Consider the following 23,782-nt stretch of genomic DNA (forward strand, 5'->3'; position numbering starts at 1 on the left):
CTGTTTATTAGTTTGTTGTGCTAAATTATTGATTTGGGTCAATAAATTTTACATTACATTTTGACTTGGCGATGATTTTCCGCTGCTTTATTTACTGACTTTTGTAACGATATAGTCAGCGCTATCAAAAATCTGGCTCGATTTCGAAGGTCATTTCTTGCTTGGAACGAGGATGAATAAAGGTAATTGAAGCTGCGTGGAGGTGTAATCTATTGGCTTTTCTGCCATAGAGATCGTCACCAACAATAGGTGTATTTAGGCCATTTGGATGGACGGCATGCATGCGAAGCTGGTGGGTGCGGCCAGTCAAGGGGTAAAACCTGACCCTCGTTTGATTATTCGCTATCGCAATTTTTTCCCATTTTGTCTGCGCTGGCTTGCCATAAGTGTAGCATACCATTTGCCGGGGTCTATCATCCAGATCTACGCGAAGTGGGAGGTCGATCAAGCCTGATGCGGCTTCGATAATACCATCCAGTAAGGCAATGTATGTTTTTTTGATGGTATGTTGTATAAATTGATCCTGAATAAATTTATGCGCCTCTTTGTTTTTGGCAACAACCAACAAGCCGGATGTAGACATGTCGAGGCGGTGGATAATAATGGGGCCCGCATTTGGGTAGCGTTGAAGAATACGGTTGTAGACCGAATCCTTTACATATATTCCCGGGACAGACAGAAATTCGGCCGGTTTGTTGATGATGATGATATCCTCATCTTCGTAAATTTGAGGCAGTGCTATATCCAAAGTCGTTTCCTGTTGCATGGGATTGGGATCTACGACCAAGCCTTCGAGCATATACCCTAAAATCGGTTCACATTTTTTGCGGCAGGCAGGGTAGTAGTTTTTGTGCCTGCGTATTTCAGAAGCAGGTGAGCAGCCCCACCAGAATTCGGCCAGAGCAAGGGGTGTTAACTGGTTTTCATAAGCATATTGCAGCAATTTTGGCGCTGCACATTCCCCCGATCCGGCAGGCGGTGTTGTGCGGTCAAATTCATCGAATATGCCGACTACATTTTTGTGTTGCCCTTTTGCGTTGCGAAAATTATATTGTTCGAAAAGCTGTTTTTGAAGATTTCCTGAGCGCATTTTGCGTTCCTCTTTTAGCGCAGTAATCGTCGATAGCAATTGGTGTAAATGGTTACTTTCTGTCTCCAGTGCCAAATGCATTTCATATTGAAAACGTTGAAGCTGTTGTTTGTCTTTTAAACTCTGGCTCCGCATGTCTTCCATCAATAACTCGTACTCCGCATCCGATAAACTGACCTTCAATTTTGTACGGGTTTCTTTGCGTTCCTTCTTTTGAATTCTCAATTTCGATTTTAGTTCATCGAGTGATTTATCCCATCCGTTTTTTAATAGACCAAGATTACGTTGGGCGTTTGCCAGCTCTTCACTTGTTTCAAGATTTTCTATTTTTCGGTTCAGCGCATTGAGATGCACCTCTTCGTTTAGGAAAAAACTGTTTTCTTCCAACATATCGAAGATGGGAGGTACAAAATGCCGGTGTTTGTTGCTTCCGGCCAGTTTTCCCGAAACAGCGGCTAGGTAGCCAAGCTCATTATGTTGGTTTCTGACAACCAGTACACCGAACATTTTTCCAATAGCGAGTCCGTCCACGGCGGCGTCTAGGCCAAAATTGTGGGTCCAATCGCTTTGGGTTTCGATGTAGTATTGGAGTTCTTGTGCGGCGGTGACGGCAAGGGGGTGCGGTTCATAGCAAAATGGAAAAGTAAATCGTATCGGAAGTTCAATAGCTGAAATATCCTGTTTGAATTGATGAAAATATGTATTGTTGTCCATTTTGTCCGCAGCGCTCCCTCAAAATAAAGATGTTCGCAAAAATACAACATTATGTGCTTTAAATAATAGCTTGATCGATTTTTGTTTAAAATGTTTCGTATATAAGGTCGTGTTTGGGTTTAATTGCTGTCTATAAAGATCAAGGTCACTCCAGCTTCGGTATTTTCATTTTTTCGGTATAGTAGACCCTTTGCAGCTATACGAAATACAAGTCAGTTTTGGCATAATGGGTTGAGGTAACTGTTGTGAATTTGAGTGGCTTTTTATTTGGTTTTTACCGCATTTTTGGGTAAATTTAACTAAGCATTTAAAACATATAGTTAACAAAAGATTATACATATGAAAACTTCAATTGGAATTAAAGATGCGGACTTGAAAAAAGTTGCAAAGTTGCTAAATGTGCTGTTGGCAGATGAACACATTATCTACATGAAAACGCGAAACGCGCATTGGAATGTAGAAGGTGCGGATTTTCATGCTGCTCACTTATTTTTGGAATCACAATACGATGAACTAGCTGAAGTGATCGATGAAGTAGCAGAACGTGTACGTACTTTAGGGCATTATGCGGTAGGTACCTTTGATAAATATTTGAAATTGACTCGTTTAACGGAGTCTACTTCAGAAAAAACCGACAGTCAGTCCTATTATAAGGAATTGTTGGCTGACCATGAATCTATAGCGATGTCAATTCGTGCCGATATTTCCGTGGTTGAAGGAACTGCAGATAATGGTACGGAGGACTTTCTGGTCGGATTATTAGAAAAGCATGAGAAGATGGCTTGGATGCTTCGTGCGCATTTCATTAAGTAAGCTGTAGAACTTTATCCACAGGTATTGAAAAAAATCCCGTCTATCCCGATAGGCGGGATTTTTTTTTGTGTTTTGTTGTCAGCGCAGGATTAATTTTCTATCTTAAAGAGGAATTAAGCCTTCAGAAACTTTTTAACATATTACAACTATGCTTGAAGACGACAACCTAAATCAAACCACACTAAATGAGGAGGAAAATGATGGTACTTTGGAGAGTATGCATCATGTGAATAATCCGGTATTGGATTTACCTAAAATTGAAAAGAAATACCTTGAAACCATAGTAGCCCACAATCAAAACGATAAGTCTTATTATTTTTCTGACGGCAAAGCCAAGGTAGAAATAAAGATCGTCACGGACGAGATCGTCAGGGTGAGACTGGCTCCACAAGGGACTTTTTTGGAGGATTTTTCCTATGCCTTGGCTAAGAAAGATCATCGTGTTAGTATACATCAATGTAAGGAAGAGACTGACCATTATCTGGTTCATACGAATACAATTTCTTGTAAGATCAATAAGAATGACTTTTTGATTTCTTTTGCTGATCGTTCAGGGAAGCTGTTTAACGCTGATTTGGCACCGATGCACTGGGAGGAAAATCCTGATTTTGGAGGGTACTATGTATATAGCACGAAAGTGGCCTTTGAAAATGAAGCTTTTTATGGACTTGGGGACAAGGCCACTAAATTGAATCTGAGAGGTAAAAGACTTAAAAACTGGAATTCAGATACCTATGCTTTTGCTTACGATCAAGATCCATTGTATAAAACTATTCCATTTTATATCGGCTTAAAAGATGGTGAGGCCTATGGGATTTTCTTTGACAATACCTTTAAAACGTATTTTGATTTCGCTGCGGAAGATCCGGGAAAAACAAGCTTTTGGTCCGAAGGCGGGGAACTGCAGTACTATTATATCCATGGTCCGCATATTATCGATGTTATCCGTCGTTATCATACGTTGACAGGTACGCATTACCTGCCACCCTTGTGGGCAATTGGTTACCATCAGTGTCGCTGGAGTTACTATCCCGAAGCGAATGTCCGGAAGGTTGCTGAGGAGTTTCGGAAGCGACAGATTCCATGTGATGCTATTTACCTTGATATCGATTACATGGAAGGATACCGCTGTTTTACCTGGAATAAACAGTATTTTCCTAATCCTAAAAACATGATCAGTGATTTGGCCAATGATGGTTTTAAAACCGTGGTGATGATCGATCCGGGTATTAAGGTTGATGAGAACTACTGGGTGTTCAGGGAAGGAAAAGAGAATAAATATTTTTGTCGTCGAGGGGACGATTATTTTATGGAAGGATTTGTGTGGCCCGGACGTTGTCAATTTCCTGATTTTACCAATCCGGAGGTTCGCCAATGGTGGGGCACATTATACCAAGGGCTTGTGGAAGATGGTGTTGCAGGCTTCTGGAACGATATGAATGAGCCGGCGGTATTTGGCCGCGGAACATTCCCCGACGATGTACGTCACCAATACGACGGCCATCGGGGGTCACATCGTAAGGCACATAATGTCTATGGCATGCAGATGGTCCGTGCTACCTATGATGGCTTAAAGAAATTGTATAAAAATAAGCGCCCATTTACCATTACCCGAGCGGCTTATGCGGGTACACAACGCTATTCGTCGGTTTGGACCGGCGATAATCTGGCGAGTTGGGAACACCTCAAGCTGGGAACCTTGCAATTGCAGCGTCTATCGACTTCGGGGATGTCCTTCTGCGGAACAGATATCGGTGGATTTACGGGCGAACCCGACGGCGAGTTATTTACGCGATGGATGCAATTTGGCGTTTTCTCGCCCTTTATGCGTGTGCATTCTGCCGGCGATACCCGCGACCGGGAGCCCTGGAGTTTTGGGGAAGATTGGGAAAAGATCAATCGGAAATTTATCGAACTCCGGTATAAGTTGTTGCCGTATATCTATACCTGTTTCTGGGAGCAGACCAAGTATGGTTTTCCAATATTACGCCCGATTTCCATGGTCGAGCAGCATATACCGACCAACTGGCAACGTGAGGAGGAATTCTGTTTTGGGGATAAAATATTGGTTTCCCCGGTATTGCAGCCAGGACAGAAAAGCAAGATTGTCTATCTACCCGAGGGCACTTGGTTCTATTATTTCAATAATGAAATCTACGTGGGCGGTAAGGAACATACGGTCGCCACGCCGATTGATGAAATGCCGATTTTCATTCGCGGGGGATCTGTTATCCCTGAATACCCGGTGATGCAATATACTGGTGAAAAGAAAATTGAGGAGCTACAGCTCAATGTTTACTTCGCTGAAGGTGTAACCCGTTCGTATGTGTATTCAGATCATGGCGACACCTTTGCGTATGAGCAAGATATTTATCTTGAAAAATGCTTTACGGTTTCGGGGCTCAAAGAATCCTTGTCGATCAAACAAACACGAGATGGACTTTTTACAGAGCGATACGAAGAATATAAACTACAGTTGATCGGCCTGCCATTTCAAGTGAAGAAGGTGAAGACTGATGGTATTGATACAAAAGTACAAGTAGATGAAAAGGGGCGGTATTGGATTAATGTCGCACGAGAATTTGATAACATATTGATAGAGGGTTAAACATGGCCAATCAAGTAATTCCGCACAGTCTCTTTTCTGAATTTGATGTGGCCTTATTCCAGTCGGGTAAGCACTTCAAATTGTATGAAAAGTTTGGTTCACATGAACTGGAAGTCAATGGCGAAAAAGGCGTTTATTTTGCAGTTTGGGCTCCAAATGCAAAATCGGTATGCGTCACAGGTAACTTCAATTTTTGGGATAAGGAGCATCACGCGCTCTTTGTGCGCTGGGATGGTAGCGGAATCTGGGAAGGGTTTATTCCGGGGCTTGGCAATGGAGAGACATATAAATATGTTATCCAGACCTATACTGGTGAGCAACTCGAGAAAGGTGATCCGTTTGCCTTTCGGTGGGAAGTTGCTCCAAAGACTGCTTCCGTTGTTCATTCGACCTGGTACGAGTGGCAGGATAAGCAATGGATGCAGGAGCGTGCCGTTAGAAATAGGCTGGATCAACCCTGGTCGGTCTATGAGGTACATTTAGGGTCCTGGTCGCGGGATCCGGAAAGTCCGGATACTTTGCTCAACTACCGCGAAATCGCCGTGGCACTTGTATCTTATGTGAAGGAAATGAATTTCACGCATGTGGAGTTTATGCCTTTAATGGAGCATCCCTATTATCCTTCTTGGGGATACCAGATAACAGGTTATTTTGCGGCGAGTTCGCGTTATGGTTCTGCACAAGATCTCATGTATCTGATTGAGGAGCTGCATGCCGCCGGAATAGGCGTATTGTTGGATTGGGTTCCTTCGCATTTTCCCGGTGATGCACATGGTCTTTATCGCTTTGATGGCACGAGCTTATACGAACATGAAGATCCCAGGAAAGGGTTTCATCCCGATTGGCAATCCTATATTTTTAACTATGGGCGAAATGAAGTGCGTTCTTTTTTGATCAGTAATGCATTTTATTGGTTGGATCGTTTTCATATCGATGGACTTCGGGTCGATGCGGTAGCTTCTATGCTGTATTTGGATTATAGTCGAAATGCAGGCGAGTGGATTCCCAATGAATTTGGAGGAAATGAGAATCTCGAAGCGGTACAATTTTTAAAAGAGCTGAACGAGGCTGTTTACGGACATTTTCCACATGTGCAGACAATCGCCGAAGAATCTACTTCTTGGCCGAGTGTCAGTCGGCCAACGTATGCTGGTGGATTGGGATTCGGAATGAAATGGATGATGGGCTGGATGCATGATACGTTGGATTACTTTAAAGAGGATCCGATTAACCGCAGTTATCATCATGATCGACTCACCTTTGCGACAGTATATGCTTTCCATGAGAATTTTATGCTGCCGTTGTCACATGATGAGGTGGTTTACGGAAAGCAGTCCCTAATTTATAAAATGCCAGGCGATGAATGGCAAAAGTTTGCCAACTTGAGAGCATTGTACCTCTTTATGTATACTTTTTCGGGAACAAAATTGCTGTTTATGGGCGGTGAATTTGGGCAAACTTCAGAGTGGAATGTAAACCAATCGCTTGATTGGCATCTTCTGGAGTTTGCGCCTCATCAGGGGATGAAAAGATTTGTAGCCGATCTGAACGCGGTTTATAAAGCTCAACCAAGTCTTTACCAAAAGGCTTTCGATGCTGCAGGTTTCGAATGGATAGATGCCGGTGATCGTGAAAATTCGATTGTGGTCTATTGGCGAAAGGGATTTGACTCCTGGGATGATACGGTTGTTGTACTTAACTTAACGCCTGTTGTTCGCGAACATTTCCGTATTGGTTTACCTTACGCCGGTGAATGGGAAGTGCTGCTGAATTCGGATGATTTGACTTATTTCGGTTCAGGTATACATCATCCCGTTGTCCATAGTGAGCACCTGCATTGGATGAACCAAGTACAGTCTGCACAACTTCATTTGCCTCCGCTTGGCGGATATATTCTGAAAAGAAAGAGCGTGGTAAAGGAAGTTGATCCAATTAAACAAAGCGAGCGTATCCCTGTATAAAATCTTGTTATTAAATCTCATGCTGTAAAAGAAGAATGAAAGTATTTCACTTGAGTGTAGAATGTTATCCCGTGGCCAAAGTAGGTGGTCTCGCGGATGTGGTGGGAGCGCTGCCCAAATACCAAACCAAGCTGGGGTGGGAGGCGGCGGTTGTCATGCCCTGGTATGATCGTCCTTTTGTTAGGGATCATGCTTTTAGCCTAGTTCATGAAGGTACTTTTTATCAAGGATCTGAATTGCTGAGCTACGGCGTTTATAAGGAAGATCATCAGGTACTTGGTTTTGAGCTCTACTTGATTAAGATTCCTGGCAAACTCGATCGGCAGGAGGTGTATTGTTATCCCGATGAAGGCGAACAGTTTATCGCCTTTCAACATGCGGTATTGGCTTGGTTTAAAGATAAAGCTATAGTACCTGATATCGTGCATTGCCACGACCATCATGTCGGTTTGATGCCTTTTTTGATGAAGTATAGCAATGACTATAATTTTCTTGCCGACGTTAAAACGGTAGCCACCGTGCACAATGGGCAATATCAGGGCTGGACACATTGGAGCAAAGCCATTCTGTTGCCTGCTTTCGATAGCTGGAAATGGGGATTATTGGACTGGGATGGTTTAATTAACCCACTTGCAGCCCTAATTAAATGTTGCGATGCTTACACAACGGTATCTGAAGGCTACCTGGAAGAGCTTTATGTGGAAGCAAATGGCTTACAGCATCTATTTTATGATGAGCGAAATAAATCTGTCGGTATTGTCAATGGAATTGACTGGGAAATCTGGGATCCCAAAATTGATTATACTCTGCTCGAAAACTATGATGTTGTACAAGCTTTTTCCGGCAAATTGAAAAATAAAGAGGCTTTGGCGAAGCAGTATAAAATCAATCCAGATCGACCACTGCTTGTTTTTATCGGCCGATTTGCAACAGAAAAAGGAGCGGATTTACTACCGGAGATAATTTTGGATTTGACGGAGAAATATCGCGATAGATTAAGTATATTTATACTGGGTGCCGGAGACCCAGCGATCCAGTCGCGTGTGAAATCACTCGTCGATGATGGAATTGATAATTTTGATGTGTTCTTTGGTTATGATGAAAGCCTTGCTCATTGGCTTTATGCCAGTGCGGATTTTCTTTTAATGCCTTCCCGTGTTGAGCCCTGTGGGCTTAATCAGCTCTATGCGATGAAGTACGGTACATTGCCGATCGTGCATCAGGTGGGGGGATTAAAAGATACGGTAATCGATCTGAAAAATGATGGCTACGGTATAGGTTTTGATAGTTTGACAATCACTGAAATTACTGCAGCGATTGTTCGGGCTATAAATTTTTACGACAGTAAAAAGCAGTTTGAGGAGAATCAACGTAAAATGATGCAGTTGGATTTTTCTTGGGATAAATCTGCAGCGAAGTATATAAGTCTATATAACCAAATAATGTAATTTGATATGTCACGTCATAATGTAGTAGCTATCGTCTTGGGCGGAGGAAGGGGCTCACGTCTGTATCCATTGACCGATCAACGGTCTAAGCCAGCGGTTCCCATTGCCGGGAAATATCGCTTGGTGGACATTCCCATCTCGAATTGTCTTAATTCGGGTTTTAACAAGATTTTTGTGTTGACACAATTCAATTCTTCGTCACTCAACTCCCACATTAAGAATACCTACAACTTTAGTATTTTTAGTAAGGGCTTTGTTGATATCCTGGCTGCCGAACAGACCAATGATGGCGATAAATGGTTCGAGGGTACGGCAGATGCCGTGCGGCGATCGTTTCGGAAGCTGGCTAGTATTGATTATGACTATGTACTGATTTTATCGGGGGATCAGCTGTATCAAATGGATTTTGATGCCCTGGTTGACTTTCATGTCGAAAACGAAGGCGACCTGACCATTGCGACTATTCCAGTAAACGCCAAAGATGCCACTGGTTTTGGAATACTGAAATCGGATGAAAAGAATCACATTACCTCTTTTATTGAGAAGCCGAATAGTGAGCAGCTGGTGGACTGGAGTTCAGAAGTGAGCGACCATTTAAAGGGTGAGGGTAGGGAATACCTGGCTTCTATGGGTATTTATGTTTTTTCAAAAGGCGTCCTGAAACGTATGCTTGAAGAGAATCGCGGAATGGATTTTGGAAAAGAAATTATTCCCGATGCAATTGATACGAATAGGGTGCTTAGCTATCAATTTGAGGGTTATTGGACAGACATCGGTACCATAGGTTCTTTCTATGAGGCCAACATTGGTTTGACGGATAATATTCCGGCCTTTAATCTGTTTGATAAAAATACGGTTTTCACCCGTCCAAGGATGTTGCCACCTTCTAAAATTTCGGGTACAACATTGATCAATTCTGTCATTTCGGACGGCTGTATTATCCAAGCGGATAAAATAGACCGTTCCGTCGTGGGCGTTCGTTCGCGGATTGGTACAGGATCTGTGGTGCGCGGTACATATATGATGGGGTCTGACTATTATGAGGATCTCGTCGATATGGAGGATGCAAAGCGGAAAAATATACCTGTGGTGGGTGTTGGAGAACGCTGTTATATTGAGAATGCTATTTTGGATAAAAATTGTCGTATCGGCAACGATGTCCGAATCAATGGCGGACCTCATTTGCTGAATGCCAATCATCCTACCTATACCATTTGTGACGGCATTGTTGTTATCAAAAAAAATGCGGTTATTCCAAACGGAACAACAATAGGATTGACAAGCCTATAAAATTTATAGAACAAGGGAGATAATATATTGTTATCATTGCAAGTTATTCTAATGGAAGTACCGGGAAATACGGCTAATCTACAGGTTCAATTTACGGGTAGGTAGTAAAATAATTGTTTCATGGTACTGTCTTTGCTGGCAAAGAGCATTTTAATATAATGAAATCGTATGCAATTGAGACAGGTTATCTCCCTTTTTTTTATACTGTTTGTCTTTGTAGGTTGTGATACCTCATTGATGGTTCAAGGTAGTGGTGTCTTGCGTGACGCCTCGCGTAGATTTGAACTTCGTAACGGCAATCGAACAGTCGTTTATATTCCAATGCGGCATCTGGGTACACGTGTGTACTATGATCAAATCCAGCGTGCTGTAGATTCTCTTCAACATTCGGGCTATGTTGTTTTTTATGAAAGCATCGCTTATCAGGTGGATAGTGCGGCACAACGTGATCTATATGACCGCAAATTTAGAAAGCTTACAGGCAATCGGCTAGGGTTGCAGCAATGTATTGAAATACCGGGCGATACCTCCCGGGTTCTTCGGGCGCCCATGTACCGTAAACTGGGGCAGCGAATCATTAGTCAGCCCGATTATTCCTTTTTTCTGGTGAATTATGAAACGGCGGTAAATGCGGATATTCCCAAAAATAAATTGCTTGACGAGTTTGAATACCTGTATGGTGCGATCAACCTGGATGATTGTGATTACAAAACACCGCTCCAGGAACCTTATTCCTGCAAACCTATAAAAGCGGCATTAAAAAACAAATTTGATAAAGAATTTGTCATGAAAAAAAGGGAAGAGAACCTGGCTTCGTTAGTTGCTGACGCTCCACAGCAAAAGATTTTAATCTTATTTGGAACCTCACATTTTAAAGGCTTTTTGCGTAATTTGCAGGCTCGGGATCCCAAATGGATACAGATCAAATAATATGCTAGGAAAACTATTCATTGTACTGCTTATACCAGTAACCATTTATGTTGTTTATTACCTGTTAAATCGTACGGCCAAAAATAGCAAAGCGATTAAACGTGTATTAAGCGACGAAGGCAAGGAAATTCTAGAAAAAGAAGTTGCCTATTACCGCAATCTGTCCACTGCGGACAAAGCGGAATTTGAAACCCGCTGTTTAAAATTTTTGGATACGGTCAAGATTGAAGGTGTGGGTGTAGCGGTTGAGCTGAAAGATTATATGATGATTGCCGCCAGTGCAATTATTCCAATATTTGCCTTTAAGAAATGGACTTATCCCAATTTGACCAATATTATGGTTTATCCTTCCCAATTCAATACAGCCTATGAATTTGAAGGCCATGCTGACCGCAATATTATGGGTATGGTGGGTGAGGGAGCCATGAATGGACAAATGATATTGTCTAAATCGGCACTGGAGTATGGCTTTAAGAATCCAAAGGATGGACAGAATACAGCGATACACGAATTTGTGCACTTGATCGATAAAACCGATGGCACAGTGGATGGCATTCCCACACATTTGATGGATAAAGCTTCAGTCATTCCTTTTATGAATCTGATACGGGAAGAAATTACCAAGATAAAAGAAAATAAATCTGATATTGATGTATACGGCATGACCAATCCAGCTGAGTTTTTTGCGGTTGCGTCTGAATATTTCTTTGAGAACCCTGCGAAATTCAAGACCCATCATGCCGAGCTCTATAAAGCACTTTCTGAAATTTTTGAACAAAGTTAGTTATAGATAAATAAAATTTTAGTATTTTTAAGGCAAACAGAAGTTGTTTGCCTTTTTTCTGCGAGCACCCTGCTCCTGGGCTGGAAAGAAGATCATCGCTTCGCTAAAGTTTTGTTAATTATAACTGTTATGCCTAAAACTACAATTTATTCTTCTATTGCCCTGGCTTGTATGCTATTTTGTGGCAGTAATCCGGGATTTTCCCAGCAGCGTTTTGCTACAGGGACAACATTTACTGAAATGGCCGATCCCACAAAGGATACTTTATCCAACTGGTCGAATGTTAAAACCGGCCTACATGCTTCGTTTGTATCGATAGACAAACGTTATCCAAAATCTGTTAATCCAAATCTGACAACACAACGTACGGCGGCTGTGGATGCCTGGAAAGGTGAACAAGTATCGGCGCAAGTATTGTTATGGACCAGTGCTGCCGCAGCAGATGTTGCTGTATCGGCAAGTGAATTAAAGTCTACAACAGGCAAGGTGATCGGTAGCGATGCGGTACAAGCACGTTTTGTTCGTTATGTCATGACTGACGAATTTGCAAGTGGTTGTGGCCATCGTAAACCAGAAGATTTTAAAGCTTCTCTTTCGGCAGATATGTTGGATGATCTGAAAAGTTATGACCTTGAAGCTAAGAAAGTCCGTCCTGTATGGATTACAGTAAAGGTTCCCAAAGAAGCTGCTGCTGGACAATATAAAACGACAATTTCGGTTAAGCAAAATGGTCAGGTAAAGGAACAGTTACAACTTACGGTCAATGTGCAAAATCATGTGCTGCCACCTGCATCCCAGTGGACTTATCATTTGGATCAATGGCAACACCCTTCGGCAGTTGCCCGCGTCAATAATGTGAAAATGTGGAGCGATGAGCATTTTGAAGCGTTGAAGCCTACCATGAAACAACTTGCAGCTGCAGGGCAAAAAGTGATTACTGCGACTTTAAATAAGGATGCCTGGAACGTACAGACCTATGATCCTTATGCGGATATGATCACCTGGAAGAAGGCAAAAGACGGTTCCTGGACCTATGATTATACTGTTTTTGATCGGTGGGTAAACTTTATGATGGACCTGGGGGTCAACAAACAGATCAATTGCTATTCGCTTTTACCATGGAATAACGAGGTACATTATTTCGATGAAAGCAAAAATGAACTGGTCAATGTTATTGCGAAGCCCGGTACAGCTATATTCGAGGAACTATGGACGCCTTTCTTAAAGGATTTTAGTAAACACATTACCGCAAAGGGCTGGTTAAAGATTACCAATATTGCGATGGATGAAAGAGGCCGGGAGGAAATGGATCCAGCAATAGCATTGTTGGAAAAAGTAGCGCCCGAATTTGGTGTTGCATTTGCAGATAATCACAAAAGCTACCAACGCTATCATAAAAGTACCGATATCAGCGTTGCCGCTGGAGATCCTTTTGATCAGAAAGATCTCATTGAGCGACGTAAAAAAGGGTATATCACGACATTTTATGTTTGCTGTTCGGACGAATTCCCAAATCAATTCACGTTCTCGGATCCAGCAGAATCCACCTATATGGCTTGGTATGCGCTAGCGGCAGGCTTCGATGGAGCATTACGTTGGGCATTTAACTCCTGGGTGAAAGATCCGCTGCATGACTCAAGGTTCCGTACATGGCCAGCGGGAGACACTTATATTGTTTATCCACAAGGAAGAAGCTCTATCCGTTATGAACGTATGTTGGAAGGTATTCAAGATTATACCAAAGTCGGCATTCTTAAAGCAAAGTTGGAGAAGTCAAAAGATCAAGCTAACCTAGCGAAGCTAAATGCGAAAATTGCAAAATTGAATACCGCTAAACGCTATGCGGACTGGAATAAAGATCTCAATGATGCAAAGCGTTTTGCCGATGAATTGTCGCGACAAATCAACTAAGGATTTATTAAGTCTATAATCAACAAAAAAGCTGCTTCAATCAATTTGAAGCAGCTTTTTTGTTGATTATAATCTTTTTCTATTTTAAGTGCAGCGGATTGTTGGCTGAAATTTTCGGCGCAGTGTATCCTTGCTTCCCGTTGAGGCTATCCTTGCACATGCGATCATTTTATACGCTTGGGTAATACAGTATTGTTCAGGTAATATCCCAAACCATTACGCTAAATTATTGTTGTTATTAAGTGGCGATAACATAATTTGCATAAGGTCGCTGTCACAAAATCTTAAATTATAGTATAGGTATGAAAAATGTAGCACACCAGATTGTGGGTCTTTTAAAGGATGCGGGAATTCAGCGTATTTATGCCGTAACGGGCGATAGTTTAAATTTTTTCAACGAAGCTGTTCATGCAGATGGAACGATGCAATGGATCCATGTAAGACATGAGGAAGTGGGGGCATTTGCCGCAACGGCAGAGGCTGATTTGCACGGGATCGCCTGTTGTGCGGGAAGCAGTGGACCAGGACATGTGCATCTGATCAATGGTGTTTATGAAGCACACAAGACACGGGTACCCATGCTTGTGATCGCATCAACATGTGCTACATACGAATTTGGAACCGATTATTTTCAAGAAACCAATCCAATCAAATTGTTTGATGATTGTTCTTGCTATAATCAAATGATCACTCGGCCTGAACAGGTGCAACGTATGGTGCAAAATGCATTACAACAGGCTATTTCTAAACGGGATGTGGCGGTTATCGGTTTGCCTGGTGATGTCTCAGAAATGGAAGCGGTTCAAATGAATACCTCAACGAAGGTTTTTTTTACCGAGCCGCAAATTAGACCTTCTGAGATGGAAATTGGGCGATTAGCCCAATATATCAATCAAGCAGAAAAGATAACCTTGTTCTGTGGTGTGGGAGCCAAGAAAGCACAGCAGCAAATTGTAGCGTTATCACAAAAGATCCATGCGCCGGTGGGTTATTCATTTAAAGCAAAGTTGGATATTCAACGCGACAATCCCAATGAAATTGGCATGACCGGACTTTTGGGCATGGCGTCGGCATTTCAAAGTATGCATCATTCGGATCTCATTTTACTTTTGGGGACTGATTTTCCTTATAAAGATTTTATACCGACCAACAAAACCATTGTCCAGATTGATATTGAAGGTGAAAAGCTTGGTCGCAGATCCATCGTAGACTATGGGCTTGTGGGGGATATCGAGCATACCTTAAAAGCGGTATTGCCTTTTGTGGAAGCGCGTTCGGATACAAAATTTCTGGAGAAGCAGCTTGCTTCTTATGAAAAGGTCAAGGAAGATCTCATGACTTATGTGGACGATTCGGGCAGTGAATGCGCGATACAGCCTGAATTTGTTGCGCATACCATTGATCAAAAAGCCAGTGATGATGCGATTTTTCTACTTGATACCGGGATGTGCTGTGTGTGGGGAGCACGTTATATTAATCAGCGAAAGGATCGTATCATGCTGGGGTCTTTTAACCATGGGTCTATGGCTAATGCCATGCCAATGGCTATTGGAGCGGCATTGACACATCCTGAACGTCAGGTTATTGCTTTTTGTGGTGATGGGGGACTATCCATGTTGTTGGGGGATCTCGCAACAATAAAACAATATAACTTACCGATTAAAATCATCGTCTTTAACAACCGTGCACTTGGTATGGTTAAATTAGAAATGCAGGTATCAGGTCTGAAAGATCAGGAAACCAATATGGTCAATCCAGATTTTGCGATGATCGCGCAAGCGATGGGAATACGCGCATTTACGGTGACTCAGCCCCAAGAGGTGGATGCTGTTATCACTGAAGCTCTTGGCATGACGGATGAGCCTGTCCTGATCGATATATATACCAATCCCAATGCATTGGCTATGCCGCCCAAGATATCCTTCAGTCAAATGAAAGGGATGACAGAAAGTATGGCAAAATTAATGTTGTCGGGTAATTTCGAAGAAGTATGGGATACCATTAAGTCGAACTATAAACATTTGAAATCGCTTTAATCACTTGTGATATTCGAATTGTTAAACATATTAAAAGCCCCTCGAAGCATAACAGCGGAGGGGCTTGTTTTGTGTTAAAAGTGACTTGAATGTGTGGCTGTCAGACCATAAGATGCTGATCAGCGGATAGTCGAAATTTGGAGGAAAATGTTATCTCAACATTGACGTTGAACAAACCAAAGACTTTTAAGTAATTCTTCTTTACAGCGTCTGAGTTTTTCAACTTTGGATTCGGAAGAAATGGTAACTTGCTCTTTAACAATAATAGCCAAGTCTGTTTCAATGGACAATTTTGTGAGTGATGTACATCCACTATCAAATTTCTTAAAGCTTACATCTTTCATACTAATATTGGTTAAGAATTCCTGAATTTTATAGAGTACAATTTACTAATAAAAATTAGCTTTACAATAAGCCAGCAATAATTTTATTGTTACTAAATTGTTTATTTTTAATAGCTTATATCGTGCTAAAATAGCCGAGTGCCATCTAACTTATAAACAATATTTGCTTGCTTTTTGTTTTCTGAATTTTAAATTTTTAAATGTTAGTTATTTAAAACAAAATTTCTTTTGAATTGCTATCTATACTATCAAACAAAAAAACACGATGAGGATAATCAATTTTGGATTTATAGTGTTGCTGTGTTGCGCTGCTTGCCATCAGGAACAAAAAAAACAGGATACTTCCGCGAAACTCAATGACACTGTTCAAAGTACTCAACCTTTGGATACCGGGAGGTTTCTTACAGGAAAGAGTACGTATCAATACCTTAAAAATGGCGATACCATTTCATTATCAATCACTATTGATGGAGAAAAGGTACAGGGTGATCTAAGCTATGCCTGGAAGGAAAAAGATCGTAATAAGGGACATATTGATGGTGTATTGAAGGGGGATATTTTAACTGCCGATTATACTTTTTCTTCTGAGGGACAGGAATCCGTCCGCCAGGTGATATTTAAACTATCCCAGGAGCGTGCACTGGAAGGTTATGGTGCGATGGAAGAGAAGGCTGGAAAAATGACTTTTGCCGATCCTAAAAAGATAGCTTTTGATGAGAAATTTGCCTTAGAAAATTTAACGAAGGGCCAATGAGATTAGCTTGGGAATAAAAATTAAGAGGCCGATCAATAGTGCAGTGATGCTGCTGATCATCACTGCCGCTGCGGCAACATCTTTAATCTTTTTTATGTTTGGATTCTTTTCTGGACAGATAAAGTCGGCTATATTTTCCAATGCGGTATTTAACAATTCACAGACAAATACAAAACCAATGGAAAAGAGTACAGCAATCCATTCGTGGGTACTTATGTGAAGCACAAATGACAGGATAATGGCAATAATGGCCGCTATACAATGCACCCTGAAATTATGTTCTTCGTGCCAGGCTGCTTTTAGCCCACTGAAGGCATAGTGAAAACTCTTTAATCTAGCACGAAATGAAAAGTTGTTTTTGGCCATAGTTGTCCTACTATTTTCTGTAAAGATAGCGCTTTCTGCTTATCTAGGCATACTGGATTTTTTATTGTATTTAGTCCGAGCTATTCCTTTGCCATATCCATCTGATCCGCTTTCTTGTTCATCCTTTTTACTTTATAGGGCTTTTATTACAAATGCAGCCTAATTTTGAGTAAATTGCTGTATGATCTATAATTTTGATAAAACGATTGTTCGTCGTGGTACCGATTCGGTCAAATGGAATCAACATGATTATGACGATTTGATTCCACTCTGGGTTGCGGATATGGACTTTCCAGCAGCACAACCTGTTGTGGATGCGCTTGCGCAGCGGGTTCAACATGCTGTATATGGGTATGCTACTATTCCAGCTGCTTTTTACAGCGCGGTTATGAGCTGGTCTTCGCAGCGGCATAAATTTGTACTTCAGCCGGAATGGATACTTCCTGTGATCGGTGTCGTACCGGCGCTTTCGGCTTTGGTTAGCGCATTTACCTCACCCGGTGACAAGGTTTTGGTTCAAGAGCCTGTATATCATTGTTTTTTTTCCTCAATAGAACGCAATCAAGCCGAAGTGGTTTCCAATGACTTGATTTACCGCAATGGTGAGTATGCTATTGATTTTGAAGATTTTGAATATAAAGCTAGTGATCCGAAAGTCAAGTTATTTATTTTATGTAGTCCACATAATCCCGCTGGCCGTGTTTGGACTAGAGCTGAGCTTGAACGTCTCGGTGAAATCTGTTTGCGGCACCAGGTCTTAGTCATTTCGGATGAAATTCATTGCGATCTGGTATTTGAGGGCCATACACATATTCCTTTTGGGAGCATCAGTGCAGCCTTTTTGGCGAATTCGATTACCTGTGTAGCACCGAGTAAAACCTTTAATTTGGCAGGACTCCAGGTCGCTACGGTCTTCGTGGCCGATCCTGAACTCAAAAGGAAAGTGCAGCAGGCTTTCTTAGCCAACGAGATAAGTAGCATAAGTCCCTTTGCCATTACAGGCCTGATCGCAGCGTATGAGTCGGGTGGGGAATGGTTGGATCAAGCTTTAAGCTACATTCATGCGAATTATGTTTATTTGAAGGGCTTTATGGCGGAATACCTGCCTGCTTTGCATGTCCTTCCTTTGGAGGGCACTTATCTGGTATGGGTAGATTGCGCGGCTTTGGGGATTTCAAGTCGAAAATTGGGGCAGCTCTTATTGGACGAGGCACATGTACAGGTCAATGTCGGTGCGATGTATGGCAAGGGGAGTGACGCCTTTATTCGCCTCAATATTGCTTGTTCAAGGGAAGTCTTGACAACAGGCTTGTTGCGTTTGAAGACTGTTTTCTCCTCTTTACTGCAAGGAGCAAAATAGCATACGAATAGATGCTGCGTTAGTAGATGAATAGGTTCCGATTTACGGAGAGTTCTTCGTTCATAGTATCATGCCGCCGAGCGAAAAGGAAATAGCGTAATGAACAAAAAAATCCGCCGTATCTCTCGATGCAGCGGATTTTTTTAGGTTTGTTTTAGACCCTATTAAATACCCATTTCTTTCAGAATGAAATGCGCGTTGTCAATTTTATCGGCAACCCAGAGGACATAACGAATGTCGACTCCGATGGATCTGCTGTAACTCTCGTTCCAAGCGAAATCATTAATTGTTGCGTCATAAGCACGGTCAAAATTTACACCGATTAATTCACCATTGGCATTCATTATTGGAGATCCTGAATTTCCACCTGTAGTATCCATATCATATAAGATATTGACCGGCACAGATCCCAGGTCTTTTTGAAGATAAGGGCCAAAATTTTTATTGAGGTAAGCAGTCTTGATTTCTTGTGGGTAGTCAAATTCTGCTAAACCAAGATTTCCTTTTTGAATGATTCCTTCGATTGTCGTAAATGGCTTCATATAAGTTGCATCAGCAGGAGAGTAGCCTTTGATGTGCCCATACGTCAGACGTAAGGTTGAGTTTGCATCAGGAATAAAGTTTTTGGCCTGAAAAATTTCCTTGACGGCAACATAATCGCCCATTAATTTGTTCAGTACCCCTTCACGTCTTTTTTGTTCAGCAGCGAACTGGACAATATCATTGTTCAATTTGCCCTGGAAATCCAATAATTTGTCGTCAAATTTCTGAAGTGCATCGGCATTGGCCAAGACAGTATTTAGTATGTAATTTTGATCGACAAGTTTACTGTTCTGAATAATCTCTGTTGCAAATTCTTGTGCAGTAGCCGTATTAAATTGCAATTTTTGAATGGAGGCCAATTGATTTTTACCTTGGAATGCAATAGCATCTTCCAACATTCTGGAGAAAATACGCTGATCAGCCTGTTTATTGTAGCTTTCGTAGGTTTCTTTAACAGCGATTTTTAATTTTTCGATATTCAGATCGAAAAGCTGCTTGGCAGCTTGGGAAGATTTTTCCTTTGCCAAGTTGGTTTTCAGAACGTTCAGGTCGCGGGCTACTTTCAATAAGCTCGTACTATTGTAAATATTATTTATCCAAAGTTCTTTCAGGGCATCTTGATCGCTCAGCTGATAATAGGCGTCAATATCAGTGAGTAGACTTCCATATTTGTTTTTCAGTTCGGGTTTACTTAAGATAAACGCTGCCAGTGCTTCGTCTTCTTGTTTTTTTGTCGATAGCAAGTCGATTCCTCGTAAGCCCTTGAGTTTACCACGATAGTTTTTCAATACATTCGCATTACGTTTTATGCGTGTTGCCAAGGACAAGGCGATATCGGTATTGTCTTTTCCTGCTTCCTCCATCTGTTTATTTTGGAAATCATACAGGTTGGATACGTAAGGCAAAAGATATTCCTGTTGATATTGAATATATTGTGCTGGTCTGTGTCGGAATGTTTTTCCGGGATAACCAAGGATAAAGGTGAAATCATTTTCCCGTACACCATTTGGATTGACTTTAAGGTGTTTTTTGGGCTGGTAAGGAACGTTATCTTTAGAATAAGGTGCAGATTTTCCGTTTTTGCCGACATAAGCTCTCAGAAAAGAATAATCTCCCGTGTGGCGTGGCCATACCCAGTTATCTGTTTCGCCACCAAATTCGCCGATGTTTTGACGTGGAATATAAACTAAACGAACGTCTTCGATTGTTTTATAACGGAATAGGACATAACTTTTACCGATAAACATTTCCGATACTTCAGCTTTAATCGTGGGATCTTCTTTTTCCGCTTGTTTAACCAGTTCTTGTTGTTTACGTTTGATCGTATTGATACGCTCTACTGGGTCGCTGATGTTGGCGACAGCATTTAATATTTTAGTAGAAACATCCTCATAAGAATCGGTAATTCTTATTTTTAATCCTTTTGCTTCAATTTCCTGTTCTTGATTTTGGGCTACAAACCCGTTTTTTAGGTAATTGTTGATTGCTGTACTGGCGAGTTGAACGGCAGAAAAAGCGCAGTGGTGATTGGTAATGATCAAACCACGGTTTGAGACAAACGACCCTGTACATCCACTGACTTGAACCAGGGCATCTACCAGTCCGACCTGACCGGGATTGTAGATGTCTTTCTCACTGATCTTTAACCCAGCTTTCTTCAATCCAGCTCTATTTAATTCGCTCAATGGAAACATTCCCTCATCGGGATTTGCCTTGCTATAAGGACTGTTTGCCATGGTTAAGAATAAAGCTAGTGCAATTGTCGTACGATTTATAAACTTCATAGGATTTTAACTATCAACTATTGTAAATCTCCAAATTTAAGAAAAGCATTTTGATGAAATCGATTTTTTATGTGAACTAATGTAACAATAGTGGATATACTGGACCTTTTTGGCAAGGTATTTATTGTATAATCGGCAGGCCAAATACTCCTGTTGACTTTAATTATAAAGGATTTGATATTGGTTTACGACAGGATTCGTAATTTTGTGCTTTAAAGATAGTAAGATGACCTTAATCCAACTGGAATATATTATAGCTGTTGATACCTACCGAAGTTTTGTTGCAGCTGCAGAAAAATGTTTTGTCACGCAACCTACGTTGAGCATGCAAATACAAAAACTTGAAGAGTCTTTAGGGGCAAAAATCTTCGACCGGAGCCGTCAGCCTGTTGTTCCTACAGAAATCGGCGAGAAAATTATTCTTCAAGCTCGATTGGTATTGACGGAAAGCCGAAAGATCAATGAGATCGTACAGGATAAAAAAGGGGAAATTGAGGGTACATTAAGGGTCGGTGTTATCCCGACAATCGCACCTTATTTACTTCCGAATGTGCTGACCACATTTATGGAAAAGTATCCGAAGCTACAATTGCAGATTTGGGAATATACAACAGAACGGATTGTGCATGAATTGAAGGTCGGACTTCTGGACTGTGGTGTGCTATCTACTCCCTTAAATGACCCGGGGATTTTGGAATCACCCTTATTTTACGAAAATTTTGTCGCTTATATTTCAGCCAATAGTCCGCTGTTTCCAAAAAAAATACTGAGTGGTGATGATATTGCCGATGATAAACTTTGGTTGCTCAATGAGGGACATTGTATGCGCGGGCAGGTGCTTAATATTTGTCATCATAAACATAATCAAGATCTTACAGGGCGATTTGAGTATAATACGGGTAGCGTAGAGACCCTAAAACGTATGGTAGATATCAACGACGGAATCACGATATTGCCTGAGTTGTCGATTTGGGATTATTCCGATGAACAATTGGATAGGATCCGTTATTTCAAATCACCGGAACCAGTACGGGAGATATCATTGGTGACGACGCAAAATTATGTAAAGAGACATGCAATTCAGGCCTTAGAAAAAGAAATATTGGCCGTAGTGCCCGATAAATTCAAAACAAAAAAGAAAAAGGAAGTGTTGAGCTTTCAATAGGACGATATGAGAAACCTCAAAAGACGTTTTTTTAAAAAAATAGACCAGATCAATCAGTGGCGGATGAAGAAAGTTTCTAACCGGAACTTTATCATCATACTCGCATTTTTGGTTGGAATTGTTGGTGGTATTATGGCATCTGTGCTAAAAAGATTAACCCATTTTATTGCAACGACTATACAGGATGATATCGATTGGAAAGTAAAATACTCGGTTTACTTGATTTTTCCATTGATAGGGATTTTGCTCAGCGTGTTTTTTGTTCGTAAATTTTTGAAAGGGAAGAAGATGGAGCACGGGATTACCCCGATTATTTATGCCATCAGTCGGAAGGGCAGCCGATTGGATCCCAGCAATATTTATTCTCAGGTGGTGACATCGGCTATTACCGTTGGCTTTGGCGGGTCCTGTGGTTTGGAAGCTCCTGTTGCTTTGGGTGGTTCTTCTATCGGTTCTAATATCGCCCGTTTTTTTGGATTGCAGTATAAGGAAGTTACCATGTTATTAGCTTGTGGTGCAGCTGCAGGAATTTCAGGCGCCTTCAACAGTCCTTTGGCAGGAATGATTTTTGCTATCGAGATCTTGCTTCCCGAATTTTCAATTCCAGTGTTTATTCCTTTGCTGATCTCATCGGCATTGGCTTCTGTTGTCTCTCGGGTGCTTTATAATGAACCCTTATTCAGTACGTTCAATTCCGATTGGCAAGTTTCGGCATTACTGTTTTATTTGCTATTAGCTGTGCTGATTGGGCTTTATACGATTTACTTTGCACGTGTTTCCAGGAGTGTGGGGAAATGGTTTTCTAAGATTAAGAATCCCTATAATAAAGTGTGGGTCAGTGGTATTGCCTTGGGTCTGATGATTTTTGTATTCCCAGCGCTGTATGGTGAGGGCTATATTACCATTCAGCAGATTCTCAATGGTCAGTTTAACTCGATTGTTAAGAACAGCTTGTTCTCAGACTACAAGGATATGGGATTAGTAGTTTTGGGCTATACGATATTGACTTTATTTGGAAAATCCCTTGCTGCGTTATTTACATTAAATGGCGGTGGAAACGGTGGGGTATTTGGGCCAAGTTTAGTGATGGGCGGTCTGTTGGGCTTTGCATTTTCTTATGGTGTAAATTTGACGGGAATTGCGGAGCTAAATGTACCAAATTTTGTGGTAGCGGGGATGGCCGGTGCGTTGAGCGGCATTATGCATGCGCCGTTGACAGGTATATTTTTGATTGCAGAAGTGACCGGAGGTTATACGTTGATGGTTCCATTGATGCTGGTTTGTTCCATTTCCTATTTGATTAATCGGTCGGTTTTAAAGCATTCCATTTACACCAAGGTATTGGCGGAGTCTGGCGATCTGATTTCTTATGAAGACAAGGATCGATCCGTGTTAAGTATGATGCGGATAAAATATGTATTGGAAACTAATTTTGTGATCTTACGCCCCGACGAAACACCAAAAGGTCGACAAACAGACATTATCCATAGTAAACGCAATATCTTTCCGGTAGTGGATTACGAAGGCAAATTTATGGGGCTTCTTTATAGCGAGTTTCTATTCTCAGTATTATTGGGTGAAGTGGATGGAGGAGATACGACCTTCGAAAAGTTAGCTCAGAAGCCAAATGATACGGTAGGAATCAATGAAAACATGGAAATCGTGATGGCTAAAATGAATAAGGACGACACGTGGATACTTCCAGTTTTGGGGGGTGAAAATAAGTATATGGGCTTTGTTTCCAAATCGAGTGTATTCAATAAATATCGCGCGTTATTGATACGTCAGGGACACTATTTGGAATAAACTGAGTATACATTGTTAGAACCCGAAACGAAGCGTGTTCGGATATGCTCCCTTGGGTCGGCTTTAAACCCGAGG

General features: G+C 41.4%; 17 protein-coding genes. 13 read left to right on the plus strand and 4 right to left on the minus strand.

Annotated elements, in window-relative coordinates; genetic code table 11:
• Positions 1-124 precede the first annotated feature (124 nt).
• Complete coding sequence (locus ACHWSC_RS22835) at positions 125-1,804, minus strand: RluA family pseudouridine synthase (RefSeq protein WP_394678281.1); 1,680 nt, start codon at positions 1,802-1,804, stop codon at positions 125-127.
• A gap of 339 nt (positions 1,805-2,143) precedes the next feature.
• Here ACHWSC_RS22835 and ACHWSC_RS22840 point away from each other — a divergent pair, with 339 nt between their 5' ends.
• The 9 genes from ACHWSC_RS22840 to ACHWSC_RS22880 all read left to right on the plus strand — a co-directional run bounded on the left by ACHWSC_RS22840 (position 2,144) and on the right by ACHWSC_RS22880 (position 15,585).
• A complete protein-coding gene (locus ACHWSC_RS22840) occupies positions 2,144-2,617 on the plus strand; it encodes a Dps family protein (protein ID WP_201664852.1) in 474 nt (157 codons plus the stop codon).
• A gap of 148 nt (positions 2,618-2,765) precedes the next feature.
• A complete protein-coding gene (locus ACHWSC_RS22845) occupies positions 2,766-5,225 on the plus strand; it encodes a glycoside hydrolase family 31 protein (RefSeq protein WP_376749010.1) in 2,460 nt (819 codons plus the stop codon).
• Positions 5,226-5,227: 2 nt separating this feature from the next.
• Positions 5,228-7,186: a 1,4-alpha-glucan branching protein GlgB gene (glgB, locus tag ACHWSC_RS22850; RefSeq protein WP_394678282.1), complete on the plus strand. Its 1,959-nt coding sequence runs from the start codon at positions 5,228-5,230 to the stop codon at positions 7,184-7,186.
• A 35-nt stretch (positions 7,187-7,221) separates the two neighbouring features.
• Positions 7,222-8,634: a glycogen synthase gene (locus ACHWSC_RS22855; protein WP_394678283.1), complete on the plus strand. Its 1,413-nt coding sequence runs from the start codon at positions 7,222-7,224 to the stop codon at positions 8,632-8,634.
• Positions 8,635-8,640: 6 nt separating this feature from the next.
• Complete coding sequence (locus tag ACHWSC_RS22860) at positions 8,641-9,924, plus strand: glucose-1-phosphate adenylyltransferase (protein ID WP_075992008.1); 1,284 nt, start codon at positions 8,641-8,643, stop codon at positions 9,922-9,924.
• Positions 9,925-10,092: 168 nt separating this feature from the next.
• On the plus strand, positions 10,093-10,854 hold the full coding sequence (locus ACHWSC_RS22865; RefSeq protein ID WP_088161069.1) for a hypothetical protein: 762 nt from the start codon (positions 10,093-10,095) through the stop codon (positions 10,852-10,854).
• A gap of 1 nt (position 10,855) precedes the next feature.
• Positions 10,856-11,638, plus strand: a complete 783-nt coding sequence (locus ACHWSC_RS22870) for a zinc-dependent peptidase (RefSeq protein WP_394678284.1) — start codon at positions 10,856-10,858, stop codon at positions 11,636-11,638.
• A gap of 129 nt (positions 11,639-11,767) precedes the next feature.
• A complete protein-coding gene (locus ACHWSC_RS22875) occupies positions 11,768-13,549 on the plus strand; it encodes a glycoside hydrolase domain-containing protein (RefSeq protein ID WP_394678285.1) in 1,782 nt (593 codons plus the stop codon).
• Positions 13,550-13,851: 302 nt separating this feature from the next.
• A complete protein-coding gene (locus ACHWSC_RS22880) occupies positions 13,852-15,585 on the plus strand; it encodes a thiamine pyrophosphate-dependent enzyme (protein WP_120334681.1) in 1,734 nt (577 codons plus the stop codon).
• A gap of 155 nt (positions 15,586-15,740) precedes the next feature.
• On the opposite strand, the gene ACHWSC_RS22885 is transcribed toward ACHWSC_RS22880, so the two are convergent.
• Positions 15,741-15,929, minus strand: coding sequence for a hypothetical protein (locus tag ACHWSC_RS22885; protein ID WP_075992013.1), 189 nt, complete (start codon positions 15,927-15,929; stop codon positions 15,741-15,743).
• Between the two features lie 265 nt (positions 15,930-16,194).
• Between ACHWSC_RS22885 and ACHWSC_RS22890 the strand changes: the two genes are divergently transcribed.
• Positions 16,195-16,683, plus strand: a complete 489-nt coding sequence (locus ACHWSC_RS22890) for a hypothetical protein (RefSeq protein WP_394678286.1) — start codon at positions 16,195-16,197, stop codon at positions 16,681-16,683.
• Here ACHWSC_RS22890 and ACHWSC_RS22895 read toward each other — a convergent pair.
• Positions 16,666-17,049, minus strand: coding sequence for a diacylglycerol kinase (locus ACHWSC_RS22895; RefSeq protein WP_394678287.1), 384 nt, complete (start codon positions 17,047-17,049; stop codon positions 16,666-16,668). The genes ACHWSC_RS22890 and ACHWSC_RS22895 overlap by 18 nt on opposite strands.
• 181 nt (positions 17,050-17,230) lie before the next feature.
• On the opposite strand from ACHWSC_RS22895, the gene ACHWSC_RS22900 reads away from it, so the two are divergent.
• Positions 17,231-18,409 carry a MalY/PatB family protein gene (locus ACHWSC_RS22900; RefSeq protein ID WP_182981058.1) on the plus strand — a complete coding sequence of 393 codons (1,179 nt, stop codon included), beginning with the start codon at positions 17,231-17,233 and terminating at the stop codon, positions 18,407-18,409.
• Between the two features lie 164 nt (positions 18,410-18,573).
• Here ACHWSC_RS22900 and ACHWSC_RS22905 read toward each other — a convergent pair whose 3' ends face one another.
• Complete coding sequence (locus ACHWSC_RS22905) at positions 18,574-20,736, minus strand: S46 family peptidase (protein WP_394678288.1); 2,163 nt, start codon at positions 20,734-20,736, stop codon at positions 18,574-18,576.
• Between the two features lie 226 nt (positions 20,737-20,962).
• On the opposite strand from ACHWSC_RS22905, the gene ACHWSC_RS22910 reads away from it, so the two are divergent.
• Positions 20,963-21,901, plus strand: coding sequence for a hydrogen peroxide-inducible genes activator (locus tag ACHWSC_RS22910; protein ID WP_120334676.1), 939 nt, complete (start codon positions 20,963-20,965; stop codon positions 21,899-21,901).
• Between the two features lie 6 nt (positions 21,902-21,907).
• Positions 21,908-23,707: a chloride channel protein gene (locus ACHWSC_RS22915; RefSeq protein ID WP_394678289.1), complete on the plus strand. Its 1,800-nt coding sequence runs from the start codon at positions 21,908-21,910 to the stop codon at positions 23,705-23,707.
• Positions 23,708-23,782 lie beyond the last annotated feature (75 nt).

This window comes from uncultured Sphingobacterium sp. (assembly GCF_964277905.1).
Lineage (GTDB): Bacteria > Bacteroidota > Bacteroidia > Sphingobacteriales > Sphingobacteriaceae > Sphingobacterium > Sphingobacterium siyangense.

What these genes read in the sequence shown, in the direction of transcription:
- ACHWSC_RS22835 (WP_394678281.1), bottom strand. Translation starts at nt 1,804, where the DNA reads ATGGACAACAATACATATTTTCATCAATTCAAACAGGATATTTCAGCT.
- ACHWSC_RS22840 (WP_201664852.1), top strand. Translation starts at nt 2,144, where the DNA reads ATGAAAACTTCAATTGGAATTAAAGATGCGGACTTGAAAAAAGTTGCA.
- ACHWSC_RS22845 (WP_376749010.1), top strand. Translation starts at nt 2,766, where the DNA reads ATGCTTGAAGACGACAACCTAAATCAAACCACACTAAATGAGGAGGAA.
- glgB (WP_394678282.1), top strand. Translation starts at nt 5,228, where the DNA reads ATGGCCAATCAAGTAATTCCGCACAGTCTCTTTTCTGAATTTGATGTG.
- ACHWSC_RS22855 (WP_394678283.1), top strand. Translation starts at nt 7,222, where the DNA reads ATGAAAGTATTTCACTTGAGTGTAGAATGTTATCCCGTGGCCAAAGTA.
- ACHWSC_RS22860 (WP_075992008.1), top strand. Translation starts at nt 8,641, where the DNA reads ATGTCACGTCATAATGTAGTAGCTATCGTCTTGGGCGGAGGAAGGGGC.
- ACHWSC_RS22865 (WP_088161069.1), top strand. Translation starts at nt 10,093, where the DNA reads ATGCAATTGAGACAGGTTATCTCCCTTTTTTTTATACTGTTTGTCTTT.
- ACHWSC_RS22870 (WP_394678284.1), top strand. Translation starts at nt 10,856, where the DNA reads ATGCTAGGAAAACTATTCATTGTACTGCTTATACCAGTAACCATTTAT.
- ACHWSC_RS22875 (WP_394678285.1), top strand. Translation starts at nt 11,768, where the DNA reads ATGCCTAAAACTACAATTTATTCTTCTATTGCCCTGGCTTGTATGCTA.
- ACHWSC_RS22880 (WP_120334681.1), top strand. Translation starts at nt 13,852, where the DNA reads ATGAAAAATGTAGCACACCAGATTGTGGGTCTTTTAAAGGATGCGGGA.
- ACHWSC_RS22885 (WP_075992013.1), bottom strand. Translation starts at nt 15,929, where the DNA reads ATGAAAGATGTAAGCTTTAAGAAATTTGATAGTGGATGTACATCACTC.
- ACHWSC_RS22890 (WP_394678286.1), top strand. Translation starts at nt 16,195, where the DNA reads ATGAGGATAATCAATTTTGGATTTATAGTGTTGCTGTGTTGCGCTGCT.
- ACHWSC_RS22895 (WP_394678287.1), bottom strand. Translation starts at nt 17,049, where the DNA reads ATGGCCAAAAACAACTTTTCATTTCGTGCTAGATTAAAGAGTTTTCAC.
- ACHWSC_RS22900 (WP_182981058.1), top strand. Translation starts at nt 17,231, where the DNA reads ATGATCTATAATTTTGATAAAACGATTGTTCGTCGTGGTACCGATTCG.
- ACHWSC_RS22905 (WP_394678288.1), bottom strand. Translation starts at nt 20,736, where the DNA reads ATGAAGTTTATAAATCGTACGACAATTGCACTAGCTTTATTCTTAACC.
- ACHWSC_RS22910 (WP_120334676.1), top strand. Translation starts at nt 20,963, where the DNA reads ATGACCTTAATCCAACTGGAATATATTATAGCTGTTGATACCTACCGA.
- ACHWSC_RS22915 (WP_394678289.1), top strand. Translation starts at nt 21,908, where the DNA reads ATGAGAAACCTCAAAAGACGTTTTTTTAAAAAAATAGACCAGATCAAT.